The 18836-nt window shown below is 35.8% G+C and carries 20 protein-coding genes and 1 pseudogene; 4 read left to right on the top strand and 17 right to left on the bottom strand.

Translation table 11 applies throughout. The annotated features are described in order from the left end of the window. Positions 1–4 precede the first annotated feature (4 nt). The gene (galE, locus tag ID741_RS09465; protein ID WP_218325000.1) at positions 5–997 is read right to left on the bottom strand and encodes a UDP-glucose 4-epimerase GalE; all 993 of its coding nucleotides are present in this window, start codon (positions 995–997) and stop codon (positions 5–7) included. A gap of 142 nt (positions 998–1139) precedes the next feature. Here galE and ID741_RS09460 point away from each other — a divergent pair, with 142 nt between their 5' ends. After that, positions 1140–1307 (top strand): DUF3042 family protein, encoded by a 168-nt coding sequence (locus tag ID741_RS09460; protein ID WP_218324999.1) that lies wholly within the window; start codon positions 1140–1142, stop codon positions 1305–1307. A 42-nt stretch (positions 1308–1349) separates the two neighbouring features. On the opposite strand, the gene ID741_RS09455 is transcribed toward ID741_RS09460, so the two are convergent. The 9 genes from ID741_RS09455 to ID741_RS09415 all read right to left on the bottom strand — a co-directional run bounded on the left by ID741_RS09455 (position 1350) and on the right by ID741_RS09415 (position 7430). Beyond that, on the bottom strand, positions 1350–1700 hold the full coding sequence (locus tag ID741_RS09455; protein WP_218324998.1) for a DUF488 domain-containing protein: 351 nt from the start codon (positions 1698–1700) through the stop codon (positions 1350–1352). Between the two features lie 60 nt (positions 1701–1760). Continuing rightward, positions 1761–2162 carry a rhodanese-like domain-containing protein gene (locus ID741_RS09450; RefSeq protein WP_438719809.1) on the bottom strand — a complete coding sequence of 134 codons (402 nt, stop codon included), beginning with the start codon at positions 2160–2162 and terminating at the stop codon, positions 1761–1763. Between the two features lie 18 nt (positions 2163–2180). Continuing rightward, complete coding sequence (locus ID741_RS09445) at positions 2181–3134, bottom strand: ROK family glucokinase (protein ID WP_218324996.1); 954 nt, start codon at positions 3132–3134, stop codon at positions 2181–2183. Beyond that, a complete protein-coding gene (locus ID741_RS09440; protein ID WP_218324995.1) occupies positions 3127–3342 on the bottom strand; it encodes a YqgQ family protein in 216 nt (71 codons plus the stop codon). Before ID741_RS09440 ends, ID741_RS09445 begins: the two co-directional genes overlap by 8 nt. 64 nt (positions 3343–3406) lie before the next feature. Next, on the bottom strand, positions 3407–4069 hold the full coding sequence (locus tag ID741_RS09435; RefSeq protein ID WP_218324994.1) for a rhomboid family intramembrane serine protease: 663 nt from the start codon (positions 4067–4069) through the stop codon (positions 3407–3409). An 8-nt stretch (positions 4070–4077) separates the two neighbouring features. Beyond that, complete coding sequence (locus ID741_RS09430; protein ID WP_438719808.1) at positions 4078–4623, bottom strand: 5-formyltetrahydrofolate cyclo-ligase; 546 nt, start codon at positions 4621–4623, stop codon at positions 4078–4080. A gap of 54 nt (positions 4624–4677) precedes the next feature. Then, positions 4678–5661 carry a FecCD family ABC transporter permease gene (locus ID741_RS09425; protein WP_438719807.1) on the bottom strand — a complete coding sequence of 328 codons (984 nt, stop codon included), beginning with the start codon at positions 5659–5661 and terminating at the stop codon, positions 4678–4680. Then, positions 5658–6638, bottom strand: coding sequence for a FecCD family ABC transporter permease (locus ID741_RS09420; RefSeq protein ID WP_438719806.1), 981 nt, complete (start codon positions 6636–6638; stop codon positions 5658–5660). Before ID741_RS09420 ends, ID741_RS09425 begins: the two co-directional genes overlap by 4 nt. Before the next feature lie 3 nt (positions 6639–6641). Then, positions 6642–7430 (bottom strand): ABC transporter ATP-binding protein, encoded by a 789-nt coding sequence (locus ID741_RS09415; protein WP_218324991.1) that lies wholly within the window; start codon positions 7428–7430, stop codon positions 6642–6644. A 161-nt stretch (positions 7431–7591) separates the two neighbouring features. On the opposite strand from ID741_RS09415, the gene ID741_RS09410 reads away from it, so the two are divergent. Next, positions 7592–8527 (top strand): ABC transporter substrate-binding protein, encoded by a 936-nt coding sequence (locus ID741_RS09410; RefSeq protein ID WP_218324990.1) that lies wholly within the window; start codon positions 7592–7594, stop codon positions 8525–8527. 187 nt (positions 8528–8714) lie between these two features. On the opposite strand, the pseudogene ID741_RS09405 reads toward ID741_RS09410, so the two are convergent. The 7 genes and pseudogenes from ID741_RS09405 to ID741_RS09375 form a co-directional block, all read right to left on the bottom strand. Further along, positions 8715–9470: pseudogene (locus ID741_RS09405) on the bottom strand (DUF6681 family protein); the annotation flags it as partial. Continuing rightward, on the bottom strand, positions 9467–9871 hold the full coding sequence (locus tag ID741_RS09400) for a hypothetical protein (RefSeq protein ID WP_438719805.1): 405 nt from the start codon (positions 9869–9871) through the stop codon (positions 9467–9469). The gene ID741_RS09400 and the pseudogene ID741_RS09405, both read right to left, overlap by 4 nt. A gap of 186 nt (positions 9872–10057) precedes the next feature. Continuing rightward, positions 10058–10207, bottom strand: coding sequence for a 50S ribosomal protein L33 (rpmG, locus tag ID741_RS09395; protein ID WP_010759508.1), 150 nt, complete (start codon positions 10205–10207; stop codon positions 10058–10060). 120 nt (positions 10208–10327) lie between these two features. Continuing rightward, positions 10328–10804, bottom strand: coding sequence for a glutathione peroxidase (locus ID741_RS09390; protein WP_218324988.1), 477 nt, complete (start codon positions 10802–10804; stop codon positions 10328–10330). A gap of 25 nt (positions 10805–10829) precedes the next feature. Then, a complete protein-coding gene (locus ID741_RS09385; RefSeq protein WP_218324987.1) occupies positions 10830–12986 on the bottom strand; it encodes a peptidoglycan D,D-transpeptidase FtsI family protein in 2157 nt (718 codons plus the stop codon). Between the two features lie 339 nt (positions 12987–13325). Beyond that, entirely contained in the window at positions 13326–15263 is a 1938-nt protein-coding gene (thrS, locus tag ID741_RS09380) for a threonine--tRNA ligase (protein ID WP_218324986.1), read from the bottom strand. A gap of 305 nt (positions 15264–15568) precedes the next feature. Continuing rightward, a complete protein-coding gene (locus ID741_RS09375; protein WP_218324985.1) occupies positions 15569–15748 on the bottom strand; it encodes a 2-hydroxymuconate tautomerase in 180 nt (59 codons plus the stop codon). Between the two features lie 140 nt (positions 15749–15888). On the opposite strand from ID741_RS09375, the gene ID741_RS09370 reads away from it, so the two are divergent. Continuing rightward, the gene (locus ID741_RS09370; RefSeq protein WP_218324984.1) at positions 15889–16431 is read left to right on the top strand and encodes a hypothetical protein; all 543 of its coding nucleotides are present in this window, start codon (positions 15889–15891) and stop codon (positions 16429–16431) included. A 92-nt stretch (positions 16432–16523) separates the two neighbouring features. Next, complete coding sequence (helD, locus tag ID741_RS09365; protein ID WP_438719804.1) at positions 16524–18803, top strand: RNA polymerase recycling motor HelD; 2280 nt, start codon at positions 16524–16526, stop codon at positions 18801–18803. Positions 18804–18836: the final 33 nt, after the last annotated feature.

Genomic DNA, 18836 nt, shown 5'->3' with positions numbered 1-18836 from the left:
CCGCTTATTTATCTCCATAACCATTTGGATGACTAACATGCCAATTCCAAGCAGTTTCAATAATTTTTTTAATATCTGTATATTTTGGATTCCAATCTAAAGTTTCTTTAACTTTGTCACTAGAAGCAACTAAACGACTTGGATCACCGGCTCTACGTGGGCCTACTAAAGCTTTAATTTCTTTGCCCGTCACTAAGCGTGCAGCATCCAGCATTTCTTTTACAGAGTAGCCATTATTTGAACCTAAATTGAAGAAATTGCTGGTATTTCCTGCTTGTAAATATTTTAAAGCCAAAATATGCGCATCTGCTAAATCTTCTACATGGACATAGTCGCGAATACAAGTCCCGTCTGGCGTATCATAATCATCGCCAAAAATGGTTAAATGATCTCGTTGGCCTAAAGCAACCTGTAAAATAATCGGAACTAAATGTGTTTCCGGTGTGTGGTCTTCACCGATGCTAGCATCTTCTTTTGCACCTGCCACATTAAAGTAACGTAAGGCTACATAACGCATCCCATAGGCATTGTCACACCACTTCATCATTTTTTCCATCATTAATTTGCTTTCCCCATATGGATTTTTCGGGTTTGTCGGTACGTCTTCTGTAATTGGAGAAACGGTAGGTTCTCCATAAGTTGCAGCAGTTGAAGAAAAAACAATATTTTTTACTTTAAATTCTTCCATCACTTCTAATAAAATTTCCATCCCACCAACATTATTATTGAAATACTTCAAGGGATTTTCAACGGACTCTCCCACCAAGGAGCTAGCGGCAAAATGAACAACACCCTCAATGGCTTCTTTTTCAAAAACATGTTCCAAAAATTTCTTATCACGACAATCTCCCAAATAAAATGTTGCATCAGGATGAACTGCATCACGGTGCCCAGTTAATAAATTATCCACCACCACTACTTGATAATTTTTTTGAATTAATTTGTCGACTGTATGAGAACCGATATAGCCTGCGCCACCTAAAACTAGAATTGACATAAGGAATCTCCTTTCTAAGAGAAAAATATTTAGTAAACAAATTATATTTTGTTTACTAAATATTTACAAGTGTTTTATTCATAAAACTTTTCATTTTTTCCTTTTTCCTTCATAATAGAAATATAGAAAAGGGGATGATTTTATGGGAAAATTTTTCACAGGCTTTGTAACAGGGACCCTAACTACTGCAGCAGTTGTTGCAGGCTTTGTAATGGGTGTTAAAAAAACAGTCATTGATCCAATCGAAGAAAAAGAAGCGAAGATTGAAGAAAATCGACGTAAAGCACAAAGAAAACGGGTTTCTCGTTAAAAAATAGAGTGTCGGCAGAAAGAACGATTCCTGCCGACACTCTTATTTTTCTAGAACTTCTTTTAAGACAACTGCTTGATTATCTACTTGATCTTTGGCACCATACAATAAAGTAACTGTATCTTGAGTTGCTACAATTTCTTTTAATTGCATCAAAGCACTTGCTGCTTCTCCTTCAGCAAGTTCAGCTAAATAGCGCGTTTTAAACTCAGAAAATTTAGTTTCATCATGATTGAACCACTTCCTAAGCTCAGTCGATGGGGCCACTTGCTTCAGCCACAAATCTAATTGCGCCCGTTCTTTAGAAATTCCTCTAGGCCAGATTCGATCTACTAATACTCGATATCCGTCATTTTTTTCAGCCTCTTGATAGATTCTTTTAATTTTTATCATTCCAATGCCTTCTTTACAAAAAAGCCCATGAAAAATCAATAATTTCCACAGACTTCAAATTTAATCCAAATTTTTTTCTTTTATTTTACCTGTCCATTCTTCTAGTCCACCTTTTAAGATAAACAGATTCGTATAACCTTTTTTTCGTAAAAAGTTAGCTGTTCGAGCACTTAAAGCGCGACTTTGATCATAAATATAAATAGGTTGATCTTTTCTCAAAGATACATAAATTTCTTTTAATTGGGTATAAGGAAAACTCCGTGCACCTAAAATATGTTTCGCTTTAAATTCATCACGTTCCCTTACATCAATTACTTGGGCTTTACGCATCCCTTCTTGAAATTCTTCTTGTGTTAAAATAGTTGCCGAACGACGCGTCATTAGACGCACTCGTAAGCTTGAAAGCAGCATAACTGCTAAAATTGAAAATAAAACAATATTAATTACCCACCAAATTGACATCTCTTAAAATCTCCTCTTCTATTTCACTAACGAAGCAGCACCAATGACTCCAGCTTCGTTACCTAAAACGGCTAATTTAATTTTGGTACTTTCACGAACTTGTGGAAAAGTGAATTCTTCAAAATAAGTTTCCACACGACTTCTTAAAAATTCTCCTGCAGCTGATACACCACCACCGATGACAATTGAAGATGGATTTAAAGTGTTGCCCAAATTGCCACAAGCCAAGCCTAAAAAGTAACATACCTTATCTACAACCATTAAAGCCAAATCATCACCAGCTTGTGCCAACTCAAAGACATCTTTACTAGTGATATCTTCACCATTATCCAAGCGTGATTTTAATTCAGCCGAGCCGGCATATGCTTCCGCCATTGAACGAGCTACGCGCACAACACCAGTTGCACTGGCTACAGTTTCAAGGCAACCACGTTTTCCACAAGTACACATATAACCACCAGGATCAACAGTAATATGACCGATTTCACCAGCAGCTCCTGCAACGCCATGAAGTAATTGACCATTCATAATAATTCCGCCGCCAACACCTGTTCCTAAAGTCACGAAAACAACATCTGGATCATTTTCACCAGCACCACGCCAGCGCTCTCCTAGTGCAGCAACATTAGCATCATTATCCAATTTAAAAGGAATCTTAGTTCCTGCTTCAACTTGTTTTTTGACTTGTTGCAATGTTGTCCAATTCAAATTATAGGCACCAATAACTGTTCCATTGACAATATTAACACTACCGGGTGTCCCCATGCCAATACCAATAAAATCTGCGGCTTTCATATTAAATAAATCCAAATGATGATTAATTGAAGCAATAATATCTGGAACAATATGCGTCCCTTCATCTAAAATATTGGTTTCAACACTCCATTTTTGTTGGACATCACCATTCTCACTTAAGATAGCAAATTTAATCGTTGTACCACCTAAATCAATTCCTAATAATTTTTTACTCACGGTCTTCACCTTCCAAACTTTCTTCAATGTGATGCTCACGTTTTAAAATTCGCCAGCCGTTTAAATAAGTATCTCGATCAATCAAGTGACCGTCGTATAAATTTTTCAGTTCTATTTGCATCAGTTCAATATCATAAATTCTTTTGCCTAAATAGACATAGATGCCAAATTGTTTTAATAATTGCTGCACATCGTAGAGGCTCTCCACATTTTTCACATCCTAAATATTATACAAATAAGCCAATTGTTAAACAAGCACAAAAGTTAATTTTTTATGCTAATCCAACTTTTCTTAAACCGATTAAAATACAAATAACGGTAAAAAAGATTAAAAGTATAGCGCTAACTACCCGAGTTCGGACAGAAAAGCGATCTTTCGCTCCTGGAATACCCACGATTGCTCCAAGTAACCCACCACCAACAAGCCCACCAATATGACCCCAAATATCAATCGACGTGTCAAAAAGATTGAATACTAAATTTAACAAAATAAAGATGGTGAATTGTCTGGTTAAAGCCCGCATCGCGTAATTATCACGATAATGCAGACCAATCATTAGAAAACCACCAAAAATCCCAAAGATTGCGCCAGAGGCTCCGCCTGACAAAACATTGGGTTGGTTAAAAGCAAAGCCAGCTACACTACCAGTAATTCCTGATAAAAGATAGACAATGGCAAACCGCCAGTGACCAAAAATTGCTTCACATTGCTGACCCATAAAATATAAAACAACCATATTAAAGGCAAAATGCATCAATCCAAAATGAATAAAGATTGGGGTAATGAAGCGCCAATATTGGTGACCGTAAGCGATTGATAAGCTGGACATACCAAGCAATCTTTCAACTGAATCATATGGAATTAAAAATTGAATCAAAAAAACTGCTGTTGTAATTCCAAAAATGGTATAAGTAACATAAGGTTTATTCTTCATAAATTCTCCTATTCTGCAATAAATAGTTGCTTAACGGGTATATCATACTCTGCTGCTTGCCAGTCATCAGAAAGCTGTTCTCGATAGAGCAGACTGACCGTTTCTCCTTGATAATCCACCAAATAACGATCATAAAAACCACCACCAAATCCAATTCGTTTTCCTTGATGGCTAAAAACCAATCCTGGAACAATCAATAAATCGATTTGCTCTTTGATAGCTTCGTTTTCTGTATCTGGTTCTTGGACACCAAATTTTGAAGTGTAAAAAGCTGTATTTTGATTAATCCAATGAAAGACTAGTCTTCTTCCAGGCATAGATTTAGGTACAGCAACTTTTTTTTGAGTTAAAAAAGCTTCATTTATGATTGGCGCCGTCGGAAACTCAATCTCGCTTGAAATAATGATACCAATTGATCTTGCTGCTTGCCAAGTTTGACTAGCAAAAAGCTCCTGATAGATAGCCTGTGCACGTCTACCTTTCTCAGATAGACTAATTTCTTTTAGAGTTTGGATCATTTGATTACGTTTTTCTTTCTTATTAATCGGGCTCATCTCCTATCCTTCGATACTACCAAAAAAGAACCAAAATAAAAAGAGGTCTTCCTCTTAATATTTTGGTCGTAGTAATTGAAATACAAAATAAGGTGCGCCAATGATTGAAACGATAATTCCAGTTGATAGTTCGCCATTGGTTACTATTACTCGGGCAATAATATCACTAAAAAGTAATAATACGGCTCCGATAAAGCCAGTCAAAAGTAAAGTTGTATTATTTTTTTTACCAGAAATCCTTCGGGCAATATGCGGTGCAATTAATCCAATAAAGCTAATACTACCAGCCATTGCGACACTAACCGCAGCAAGACAAACTCCGCAAAATAAAAAAGTCATTTGAGTTCTTTTTAATTTAATACCTAAACCAATCGCTGTCTCGTCACCTAATTCTAAGACCTCCAACTGACGCCCTTTTATTAATATAATTGGTAATAAAATCAGCAGCCAAGGTAATAGTAAGAAAACATGTTGCCAAGTAGTCCCCCAGATTGTTCCCGACAACCAAGAAGTAACCAATTGATAACTATTACTGGACGCTCTCACTGTGCTAATTAATGTTAAAGCCGAAATTCCTGCGTTAACAGCTACTCCCGCTATCAAAATACGATTAGGTGCTAAACGATGAGCCTGACGTCCAAAAAAATAAATTAAAGCAGCGGCAACAAAACTTCCTAAACAAGCTATCAATGGCAATCCCCAACTGGTGTCACTGCTAGAAAAAAAACTTAAGTAAATCAGGACTGTTAATCCAGCACCAGAGTTAATCCCTAAAATTCCAGGATCCGCTAGTTCATTATGCGTTACACTTTGAAATAAATAGCCTGAAATGCTCAATCCAATACCTGCTAAAATAGAAATCAGCAATCGTGGAAATCTAAAATCCAGAATAATTAATTGTTGCGCATAACTGGCATTTCCAGAAAAAAATTGATACAAGTCTTTACTACTAATCGGTAATGTCCCGATTGTTAAGCTGAAATAGGCACCTACTAACAATAGGATAAGCAGGAGGATCCAAATAACTTTCTTTTTCATAGACTCCCCTTCCTAATCTGCAACAATAAAAATGGGACTCCAATAATAGTTATAATTACACCGACAGGCGTTTCCGTCGGTGGTGCAACAAAACGCGCACCACAATCTGCAACAATAAAGAATAAAGCACCAAATAAAATTGATGCAGGTAAGACTGTCCGATAATCATAACCAACAAAATATCTCACAATGTGTGGCACAATTAATCCGACAAAGGCGATCGTACCTGCTAAAGAGACCGCTCCTCCGGCTAATAATAAAACCAAAAACATTGTCCTTTTTCGAATTCTTTGAGGCTGACGTCCTAAAGCAATTGCTGCCTCATCCCCCATACTGAGCAGGGTAATTTGCGGACTGATTAATATAGTTCCGACTAAACCAATAATAATGATTGGTGAGATAATTTTTATTTGGTCCCAAGCAATATTCCCTGTGCCACCAACTAACCAGAAAGTGATGTCTTGATTCAAATTAAAAACCAAACTAATACTTTGGCTTAAAGAAGTAAAGAAGGCACTTATTGCAGCCCCTAACAAAACAATTCGAATAGGTGACATGCCAATTGAAGGTCTGCTAGAAGCAAAATAAATTATTAAAATTGCTACCAAGGCACCCAGGAATGAACCGATAATCGCATACATTGGCGAAGGAATGGGATTAAGCATGAAAATAATTGCCAATCCCAGACCAGCGCCTGAGTTTATTCCCAATAATCCTGAGTCGGCTAAAGGATTAGAAGTAATACCTTGCATCAAAGCACCTGAGGCAGCAAAACTCGCTCCAACAATTGCAGCTCCTAACATTCTAGGCAAACGTAACATTCTGATCAGTTGTTGATTTTGCTGTTGTCCATCAAAATTAAAGAGTGCGGGATAAATATCAGTCCATTTTGTTGTAACAGCACCAAAACGTAAAGAAATAATCATCGCAACTACTAAAAGCACCAGCACGCTAGAAAAAAAGATTCGTCTTTTCAACCGCTAGGCCTCCTTCTTTAAATTATAAGAAACAACAATTGGTTTACGATTTTCTGTCGATTCAATAATTGTTGCTTGAATGTCAAATAATTGTGCTAAATTTTCTGGTGTAAATATTTCTTTCGGCGTTCCTTGAAATGTTAAAATGCCTTCTTTCATACCTAAAATATGGTCTGAAAAACGTGAAGCATGGTTCAAATCGTGGATAGTCATTAAAATAGTTTTTCCTTGCTGATTAATAGTTTCCAACAACTCTAAAATTTCCAACTGATGGGCAGGATCTAAAAATGTAATCGGTTCATCTAAAATTAAAATATCGGTATCTTGTGCAAGTGCCATCGCAATCCAGACCCGCTGCTGCTGACCACCTGACAAAGAGGCAATTGGGCGATCCTTTAAGTGGGTAATGTTACAAGCATCTAGTGCCCAACGAATTAATTCATGATCCATTTGTTTCAAGCTAGAAAAACCTTTTTGATAAGGAAAGCGACCATATGCAACAATTTCTGCCACCTTTAAACCATTGACTGCTTGACTATTTTGAGATAACGAAGCAATTTTTTGTGCAACCTGTTTAGAATCTTGTCGCTGAACATCTTCTCCATCAACAAATACTGTGCCACTTTTTGGGATTAGGATTCTAGCCATTGCTTTCAACAGTGTAGTTTTCCCACTACCATTAGGGCCAATTAAACTAGTGATTTTCCCATCAGGAATTTCAATCGTGACATCCTTGATGACTATTTTTTTTTCGTAGCCAACCACTAAATCAGCTGTATGTAATTTGGTCATAAAAATTTTCCTCGTTTCTGTGATAACCATTCTCAATTATGGCGTTAAAAAAGTGTATCGTCAATCAAAATTTTGATAAAAAATCCAATTGACAGACAAATCTCTTTCAGTGATAATAATAGATGAGAAAGATTCTCAATTAAATCACGAGGAGTGCAAAAATGTTTAAGAAAATAACTTTCGCTACGATTTCTTTAGTTACACTATTTACACTGGCTGCTTGCGGTCAAAATAATAATGATACAACAGATAGTTCTAAGGCTGGTGACACTAGAGAATTAACTGATTCAATGGATCATAAAGTCGAGGTCCCAGATAAACCCAAACGGATCATCGCTTCATATTTAGAAGATTATCTTGTTGCTTTAGATGAAACACCCGTAGCCCAATGGACTGTCGGTAATGATTCAGATCAAGCTTATTTACAAGATCAGTTAAAAGATGTACCAAAAATAAATTATGATTTACCCTATGAAGATGTTTTAAGCTTTAATCCTGATTTACTACTCATCGGTTCTAATGCAACAGTCGAAAATGGAAAATACAAACAATATAATAAAATTGCGCCGACTTATGTTGTAACCAATGGTGATAATGTCACTTGGGAAGATCAATTAAATGATATTGCTAAGGTTCTAAACAAAGAAGACAAAGCCAAAGAAGTCGAGGCTGACTACAAAGATTTAATTGAGACAACTAAAAATGACTTAGCCAATAAAATCGAAGGAAAATCTGCAGCAGTTATCTGGGTGACTAACAATTCTGCTTTTATGGTGGCAGAAAATCGTTCAAGCGGTCGTCTATTATATGGTGACCTAGGCTTTGAAGTTCCAGAATTAACCAAAGACATCAGTACTGAAGCAACTTCCGATTGGACGCAAGTTTCTTTAGAAAGCTTATCCCAATTAGATGCAGATTATTTATTCTTGGTTAATAGTGATGAAGGTGCTGAAATGTTTAATGATGATTTATGGAAAAATATTCCAGCAGTGCAAAATAATCAATTATTTAGCTACGGAGCTGAAAGTAGCTGGTTATATAATGGCCCGATTGCCTACACTGAAATGGCTAAAGATGTCACTAATGCTTTAAAATAAATATTTTAAAAAAAAGGTCCAAGCTCAAAAAAATGAGTTTGGACCCTTTTAAATGACTATCTGTACCAAGGACGGCCCTCGGCATTTATTTCTGACGCCGACTACGCCGGAAATTATTTTCTGTAGAAGAAGTTGATGAAAAATCCGTCTCTTCATTTGAGCTATTCTCAATTGAATTCGTGTCCGCTTCATGGCGACTGCGGCGACCACTGCGAGTAGCACCACTTTTTTCTTCTAATTTATTTTCGTCTTTTGCCATCAGTTTCAAACGATAAGGTTCGTGGTAAGTAATTCCTCCTTTAGAAAAATCACCACCAACAATGAATAACCCAACGGTTGCCAGAGGTTCTTCTTGATGAATACGACCAATTTCAGATAGACTTTGATAATTTTGACCAATCTGCAAAGAGTATTCTGACTCACTTAATTTCTTTACATAGTAATATGGATACAGCGTATTTTCATCAATCAAGAAGCCTTCCCGTTTAGCTAAATCATTGGTTTTTATTTCTCCAGAAACAATCATTGTCTGAATATTAGCAGCTAAGGTTAGTTGATAATCATCATGGTAGTCAACTGAAACTTCTTTGGCATTTTTAAACATTTTAGCCGTTGTTCGTTTCTTTTCTTCACTTTGAATATTAAAGGCATCATCTGGCAAAACTTTAACAAAAAGTTGCGTGATATCAAACTTGAGGTTTTTATTAAGAAAATAATAAAAGAAATTCAAGACAAAGAAGTAAACAAAGATTAAAAATACTAAGGCATACAAGAAAAATTGAACATAGCGGCCATTACTCCACAAGCCATAAATAATCCGTAAAATGTAGACAGTAGGTATAATACTCAAAATCGTATAGCCTCGATTTAAATATTTAGGACTGATATCCAAATAACCTAAAAACTTATTGATTCCATTAATGATATCTAAGAGAAAGGTCATTCGTTGCCACCTGCTTCCGGTGTCACAGCATTTTCATTTGTCGCCGATGATGAAGGAGTTGTGTCATCTTGTTGGATAGATGAACTGCTAGACGAACCATAACCATCATCATTGGTTTGCGAGCTACTCGAATCATAATTATTATAATTATTGCTATCTACTGTTGATAGGGAACTAGAAGAACTGCCAGAAGAATCTTGTGAGCTAGTTGAACTATCAGTTGAAATACTACTTTGAGATTCACTTGTCACAGAACTATTGCTTTGACTAGTTGTTTCCGTTGAACTATTTCCAGAATTACTGCGATAACTGGAACTATTGACAACTCCTGTTGCTGTAGCAATTAAAGTTGATAACGTCAATAAAGCGATTGGTTTTAAAATTGGTGGGACATTACGCACGTGATCATTCCTCTCTATTCATTTGTCGCAATAGAAATTTTTTAGTTTGATTTTAAAAATCATTTGTTAAAAGTTTAGCAAAAAATATTGATGATACCAAGAACTATTCATGAGTCTTTGAAATTATTTAACACAAAAAAGCTGAAATCCTCAATAATTGAGAATCCCAGCTCGACTTTTAAAAAATTATTTTACTTCACGGTGCAAAGTAACTTTGCGTTCACGTGGGCAATATTTTTTCTTTTCCAAACGGTCAGGATTGTTACGTTTGTTTTTATTTGTTAAGTAGTTACGTTCTTTACAAGAAGTACATTCTAAAGTGATGTTTACGCGCATGATTTTCCCTCCCTCACAACAAAATTTACTAAGATATCTCTCAGACTATGACATCATAGCATTTTTTTTGTTGCTTGACTAGTGTTTTGAGAAAATTTGTTAAGTAATTCTACTTGACGTTTAAGCCAACAATTTTTCAATATCTAACGCAATTTTTTCCGGCTCTGTTTGTGAACTATAGCGTTTTACTACATTTCCTTGACGATCTACTAGAAACTTAGTGAAATTCCATTTGATTGCATTGTTAAGTAAACCACCTTGCGTTTCCTTCATGTATTTATAAAGCGGTGATTGATTTTCACCGTTCACATCAATTTTAGCAAAGGTTTCAAAAGTGGTATTATAATTCAATTGACAAAATTCAACAATTTCTTCATTCGAACCTGGCGCTTGATGACCAAATTGGTTACAAGGAAAATCCAATACTTCAAAACCTGATTTTTGATAAGTATCATAAAGTTTTTGCAGACCCTCATATTGTGGTGTAAAACCACAACCAGTTGCTGTATTAACAATCAATAAAACCTTGCCCTCGTAATCAGCCAAACTTTTTTGACTACCGTCGACTTCTTTTACTTGAAAATCATAAACTGACATTGTTTTTCCTCCTTAGGGGATTCACTTATTGTGTTGCGCCAAATTGTGCGGCATAAGCATCAATAATTTCTCTTCCAATTGTTTGGGCTGTTGAATCGTGAGACGATGTAAGTTGTGGAATAACAACACTTAAAGAAACCGTCGGATTATCTGATGGTGCATAAGCAACTAAATTGCTATTAATTGTATTGATCACTTCACCATTTACCGTAACTGAAGTTTCTGCTGTCCCAGTTTTAGCTGACATATCTAACGCCGCTGTTCGCAATGAGGTTCCTGTTGTATTCGGATCGCTGCCGTGAACCACTTGGTAAAATCCTTGACGAATGATTGCCATTTGCTCAGCAGAAATATTGACATTATTCAATGCTTCTCCAGTAATTTCTTTTTCCAAATCACCTAAACCACCGTCACTTGAATTGTCATAAATTCCTGAAACCAGGTGAGGAGAAATCCGTGTGCCACCATTCGCGACAGTTGCTGCATATTGCGCCAATTGCAACGCACTATAAGTATCATACTGACCGAAAGAAAGGTCAAGCAAGTTACCTCCACCAGGTCCAGTGCTTTCGCCAAAGTTTTGTCTCACAATCCCAGTGTCTTCACTTGGTAAATCAATCCCAGTTTTAACACCTAAACCATATTCGGCAAATGAATTCCTTAATTTATCGTAAGCAGCTTTAGTACTAGCTATTTGCGGCAAGGTCATATTGTAGGAATATTCAACACCTAACATTCTCAACACCAGTTTCATCATATAGGCATTTGATGACCATTCTAAAGCTTTGACTGTGTTTGTGGAGATTTGATTACCAATTGATGTCCGATTGTAAATGGAGCCTTTGATCGCCGTACCTGCAAGCTTAATTGGTTCATCGATTAAAGTATCATTTCCAGTAATGACACCTTGTTCATAACCAGCAGTTACGGTTGCCCCTTTTACCACAGAGCCTGGTTCAAAAAAGTCGTTGACTGTTCCTAAAGCATATTCATCTAAATCACTGCTTCCAGCTTTATGAGAATAGCCAACCATTGATAATATATCGCCATTGTTTGGATCGGTCACAACCACATAAACTCCCGGTGAATATTGTGCATCGCCATTACTAATCAACGTTTGATAATTCCGCTCAACAATTTCTTCTACTTTTTGTTGAAAAGTGCTATTAATTGTTAATTTCAAATTATTTCCTTTGCTACCTGAATTAATTTCTTCAGTAGACTTAACGTTGCCTTGTTTATCTAAATTTACTTTAGTTTTACTTTTCTTTCCTTGAAGTTCACTTTCATATTCTTTCTCAAGATAGCTTTGTCCAACTCGATCATTTAGAGAATAACCTTTTTTCAAATACTCATCCACTTCATCAGCGGGTAAACCTTCCTTTTCAGTGGAAACAGTTCCCAAAATGCTTCTTAGCGAACTATCTAAATTACTACTGTAAGAACGAGACCAATCCCAACCGGTTGAGACACCGTTTAAGCTTGAAGCATTCTCAGAAATAACAGCTAATTCTTCATCAGTAACTCCTTCATTTTTCACAAAAACCGTATTCAAGGCAGTCGCTGCATTCATATTTGTAAAGATTGTCGCTGCTTTTAATTCTTCTTCATTAAAATCAATTTGTTCATCAGTCACATTCTTAACCATCTCGCTGTATTGGTCAGAAGTACTTTGAACTTTTTGTCGGTTGGTTAAATTGTTTTGCGCCTCTTCTAAATGCTCGGGATCTGCTAAATAGTAATCTTTTTTATCTCGACTTGTTAAGTCTTCATTAACTGGCATATCAATTAATTCATTTAAGCGATTCGCTAATTGATAAATATCGGCAGCTTCGGTGTTGTTTCCACGAGTATAGATAATAGCAGCATTGGATTGATTGCTTACTAAAGCATTTCCTTCAGCATCATAAATCATTCCTCGCGGCGTACTGCCAGTTACCGTGACCGAGGTTGATGCATCTAATTCTTTGGTTAAAGCTTCTTTTTGATCAATTTGCAAATAAGCCAAGCGTCCAACTAAAATAGCAAACAATGTGAAAATAACAAAAAACAAAAAGTTTAACCGAAATGGTACATGGCTCGTCTTTGATTTCCCTCGATGTTTACGTTCGGCATCAGCCAATTTTCGGGTTAATTTTATAAAAGGACTAAAAATTTTTTTTAGTAGATTTGATAACTTCATATGTACATTCCTTCCAGTTTACATTACTTTCATATTGTAGCTGAAATTTGATTTTTTAAAAAGGATTAGTCTGCTTATCTTTTTATAAGTTTAATCTTTAGGTCTTATAATATTCACAAATGTTTCACATTCATTTTAAAAAAGGCAATCGTTTTTTTACCAAAACCGAAATATCAGTTTTTTTACCAGATAAAATTATTGTTGAGCGTGAAACATTTTTTACTGTTTTTTTTTGTGGAAAAGTCACTATCTTTAAAATCCATTGAAATAAAGTCTTCTAAAAAAGATTTCCACAAAAAAAAGGTACTCTTCATTTATCAAAGAGTACCTTGGTTCACTTTAGCCACGGCTAAAGTTTTTAATATCTGCATTAATCGCTTCAACAAAAAGATTTAATGCTTGAACTTCTTGTTCTTCTTGACCATAGCGACGGACATTCACACTAGCACTTTCTACTTCTTTATCCCCAACAACTAAAATGTAAGGAATTTTTTGCGTTTGTGCTTGACGAATCTTGTAGCCCATTTTCTCATTTCTTTCATCGACTTCCACACGCACACCTTCACGTACCAAGCGATCTTTAACTTCATAGGCATATTCACCATGATGTTCAGGAGAGACTGGGATAATTACCACTTGTTCTGGAGCCAACCAAGTTGGGAAAGCGCCTTTGTATTGTTCAATCAAGTAAGCTGTAAAGCGTTCCATCGTTGAAACAACTGAACGGTGGACAACGACTGGACGATGGTTCTTTCCGTCTTCACCAACATATTCCAATTCAAATCGTTCTGGTAATAAGAAGTCAAATTGAATCGTTGATAATGTTTCTTCTGTACCCAAAGCTGTTTGTACTTGCACATCCAATTTAGGACCATAGAAAGCTGCTTCACCATCTGCTTCAAAATAAGGGAATCCTGATTCATCCATTACTTCTTTTAACAGACGTTGAGAAGTTTCCCACATTTCATCATCATCAAAATATTTTTCTGTATTTGATGGATCACGATAGCTTAAGCGGAAACGATAATCTTCAAAACCGAAATCTTCATATACTGCTAAAACTAAATCTAAAGTACGGCGGAATTCATCTTTAATTTGATCTGGACGAACAAAGATGTGGGCATCATTCATCGTCATTTCACGTACCCTTTGCAAACCTGATAATGCACCAGATTTTTCGTAGCGGTGATCCATTCCTAATTCGGCTAAACGAATTGGTAATTCACGATAAGAATGCACGTGATTTTTATAAATCATCATGTGATGTGGACAGTTCATTGGACGCAAGACAAGACTTTCGCCGTCTCCCATATCCATAATTGGGAACATGTCTTCTTTATAATGATCCCAGTGTCCAGAAGTTTTATACAATTCTGTATCGGCTAAAACAGGCGTGTATACATGTTCATAGCCCATTGAGATTTCTTTATCTACAATGTAACGTTCGATGGTACGACGGATTGTTGCACCTTTTGGTAACCAGAATGGTAAACCTGAACCAACTTCTGGAGAAACCATAAATAGATCCAATTCTTTCCCTAATTTACGGTGATCACGTTCTTTAGCTTCTTCTCGCATTTTTAAGAAATGCTCTAAATCTGCTTTATTGAAGAAAGCTGTACCGTAAACCCGTTGCATCATTTTATTATCAGAATTTCCGCGCCAATATGCACCTGCGACTGATAATAATTTAAAGACTTTGATTTTACCAGTTGATGGTACATGCGGTCCACGACATAAGTCTGTAAATTCTCCTTGAGTATAAGCAGTAATTACATCGTCTTCTGGTAAATCATTGATTAATTCAACTTTATAAGGGTCATAGCTAAAGAAATCTAGCGCCTCTTGACGGCTCATTACTTTGCGTTCAATTGGTAAGTTTTCTTTGACAATTTTTGCCATTTCTTTTTCGATTGCTGGGAAATCTTCTTCAGAAACCTGAACTTCACCATTGTCGGTATCATAATAAAAACCGGTATCGATAAACGGTCCGACACCAAAATGAATATTTGGATACAGACGGCGCATAGCTTGAGCCATTAAATGCGCTGAAGAGTGACGTAATAAATCTAACGCTTCTTCATCTTGATCAGTAATTAATTTAATTGATGCATCTTGATCGATTGGTCGATTTAAGTCCTCTAATTGATCATTTACTACAATTGCTAATGCTTTTTTTGCTAATGATTTAGAAATACTATCTGCAATCTCTAAGCCGGTAATCCCATCCTTGAATTCATTGACTGATCCATCTGGAAATGAAATCTTAACTGTCATTAAAAAATTCCTCCTTAATATTTGATGATATAAAAAAAGTCCTAGTGTCTGCATGACACTAGGACGAATCAACGTGGTTCCACCTAATCTTTGAGCCGAAGCTCCTCTAAGCGATAACGGTGCTGTATCCGCCCTTGCATTTAACAAAGGTCAAGAAAGTGGTCATCTCAAGTTTTGTTGGAAAATTCTCAGCCTAGCTTTTCCTCTCTTTAAAACAAATAACAAGATCTGTTGTCTTTCATATCAATCAATTTATGTAACATTATAAACATGTCTTCAAAAAAAATGCAAGTATTAATTGATACTTATTTTTTCCATTCTCCTGCTTGTGCTAATCGATCTTTAGCCAATTCAGTAATAATAACATGCACTGCTTCTTTTGGTGCGCCAACATTTTTTGAAATTGCTTCAGTTACATCTTCCATCATCTTGGTTAATTGTTCTTGCGTGCGACCTTCGACTAATTCAATGTGTACAAATGGCATACAAATCTCCCCTTTTAAATTAATAATTTCATTTTAACACTCGTTATCTTTTAAGGAAATAAGGTTTCAGTCTTTTCTTCAATCATTTTTCTGCTGGAGATGATAAGCTAAAATTAACTTATTTCGAGAGGATGTTTTAAATGAAACAAATCAATACTGGTATTTATTTTGAAAAGAGTTTACAAATGGTCATGTCTGCATACTTAAAAGCACTGAATACACACTTAGAAAAAGAAGGACAATCAGCTGTCGATCAACAAACCTTTACAAATAAAATAGTGAAACGTTTTTTATATGGCAACGAGATTTATCAAACGACCTTTGACCAACTATTTGAAAAGGCCGAAACCTTAAATGAACTTGGAGAAACTTTATTACAAATTGTTTATCAAGAGGTGCCACTAAAATCTCTTTTAAATCAAAAATATTGCTGCCAAGAACTGGTATTGGATGTTGACTTATACAAGGACCTAACAAAAGCTAGTACTTTCATTTACAGTGAGAATGAAGGTGCGCGAATAACTTTAGTTAACCAATTATTCAAAACTTGGTTTATTAAAAAAACATCCGTTACATCAGCTACTTTCTTACAAAATAAAACCCAAATTTCGGAAATAGTTTTTGATGAACAAGCTTTTCAAGATGGTTATTTAGTTTTAGATAGCTACTTTGCTAAAAGATAATTCTATCAAGAGAAAACCATTTAGGTTTTCTCTTTTTTATTTTGCTTGAGATGTGCTATACTTGATAGCCGTTAGCACAAGGGGGACATGAGATGCAAGCAAGAGAATTAGAGAAACAACATCTATTAAATACCTTAGAGATTATTGATCAAGAAGATCAAATTTTAAAAAAAAGAACTGCTAAAAGTAAACAGACATTTGATGCTTCCATGATGGAAAACGCTGGTCAAAGAGTTCAGTCTGGTTCCTTTGAAGCGTTAGCTGATTCCATGGCTGACACCCGCCAACACGAACAAGAACTATTGGTTCGCTATCAAACACTGGCTGCCTTAGAAAAACGCCAAAAAGTTTTACAATTAATGAGTGGGAATCCTTATTTCGCCCGCATAGATTTTCAAGAAGATGCTGGAAAAGAGACCCTTTATTTAGGTATCGCCTCTTTAAGAGATCGCCAAGAGGAGACTATCGTCATTGACTGGCGTGCACCAATCGCTAACCTTTATTATGAAGGAGAATTAGGTGACACTAGTTATGAAAGTTATGATGCAGTCATCCCAGTCGAATTAATCTTAAAACGACAATTTAAAATTCGCGACGGTGAAATTCTATCAATGGTGGATACTTCGGAAGCCATCAACGATGATTTCTTACTTGAAATTTTAGATGAAGCTTCCTCCAATCACATGAAAAACATTGTTGCTACTATTCAAAAAGCCCAAAATGAAATTATCCGTGACAACCGCAGCAAAGTTTTGGTTGTGGAAGGAATTGCTGGTAGCGGAAAAACTTCTGCCTTATTACAACGAGTGGCCTATTTACTTTATAGTAACCGTAAGTGGTTAGAAAATGATCAAGTCTTATTGTTTTCACCGAACCATATCTTTTCAGAGTATGTGTCGACTGTCCTGCCTTCTTTAGGAGAAAGTGGCATTCCAACTGAGACCTTTAAAACATTTTTAACTAAACTATTACCAAATTATGCCATCCATACAGAAGAGAGTCATGAAGAAGTCTTTTTATCGGGACAAGATGATCGTATTTTACGAGCAAAAAGTAGTTTAATGATTGTTACTGCTTTAGAAAAATATACGCAACAGATTACTGATCTAGGGCCACTCTTTAGAGACTTAAAAATTGGCGAGCAAACGTTAATCTCAAAAAAACAAATTCGCTCATGGTACCAAGAAACCAATCCTGCTTTACCAATGTATCAACGAATGCAATTGTTACAAACAAAACTACTTAAAAAAATCGGTGGTTTTGTTAAAGACGAAATGAAAAAAGATTGGGCCAAAGAAGCTGCTGAAGACCTAATTCAAGAAGCTTTTGTTAACAATCCCAATATGGAAGACTCTGAAAAGGCTGAGAGACGATTACGACGTCAAATGCTACAAAAAGTTGTGAACCGTCGTTTCAAAGGCATTCGTCGAAAAATTAACCGCTACACCTTTGTAAATTACGCGAAACAGTATTTACATTTCTTACAGAATATACCAAATAACCTTTTGTCCCATTACCAATTAAGTCGATCCGATTGGCAAATGATGCTAAAGGAATTGATTCAAGATTTTAAAAATAAAGACATTAGTTTAGAAGATGGTAATTTGCTTTTCCTTCTAATGAAAGCTATCTATCCTTTGGAAGTAAATCAAAAAGCCCGCTTCATCTTTATTGATGAAATGCAAGATTTTTCACCTGCGCAAGTAGCCGTTTTAAAATATTTATATCCTAATGCAACCTACACTTTATGCGGTGATTTAAATCAAAAAGTATTTGGTAATGAAAGCATGGTCCAATCTTTAGCAGAAATATTTAGTGATCAAACGATTCGGCATTTTGAATTGACTACTAGTTACCGTTCGACTGAAGAAATTACCAATTTTGCCAATCAATTTTTGACTCAAGAAAATCGTGTAAAGCTGACAGCACGAGCAGGTGATCTACCTAAAATGTACTTTTCACTTAAAAAAAATGAGATGATTGCCCGGATTGCCCAAGAATTAACTGATACGGTCGAAGTAGCCAAATATTGGCGTACTGCTATCATCGCCAAAACTGCTGAAGAATGTCAGGACTTATATGATTCTTTAAGTGATGCGCAAAAAGAAAATGTTCAGCTGCTAACTGACGAAGAAGATTTTATGAAGAAATCTCTGATTATTATTCCAACTTATTTAGCGAAAGGGTTAGAATTTGATCGAGTCTTTGCTTGGAATGTTTCACCAGATAATTATCAAACAGAGCAAGATAATTTGATTTTATATACTGTCTGTACCCGAGCGATGCATGAATTAAATTTATTAGTTGTAGGACAAAAAAGTCCATTATTAGAGGAAATTCCAGAAGGTTTATTTGAAGTAAAAAGTGTATAAAAAAAGGAATGAGCTTAAAAACTCATTCCTTTT

This window comes from Enterococcus sp. AZ103, assembly GCF_051714685.1.
Taxonomy (GTDB): Bacteria; Bacillota; Bacilli; order Lactobacillales; family Enterococcaceae; genus Enterococcus_A; species Enterococcus_A alishanensis.
The sequence above is the reverse complement of the archived record's forward strand: the minus strand, read 5'-3'. Positions and strand labels throughout refer to the sequence as shown.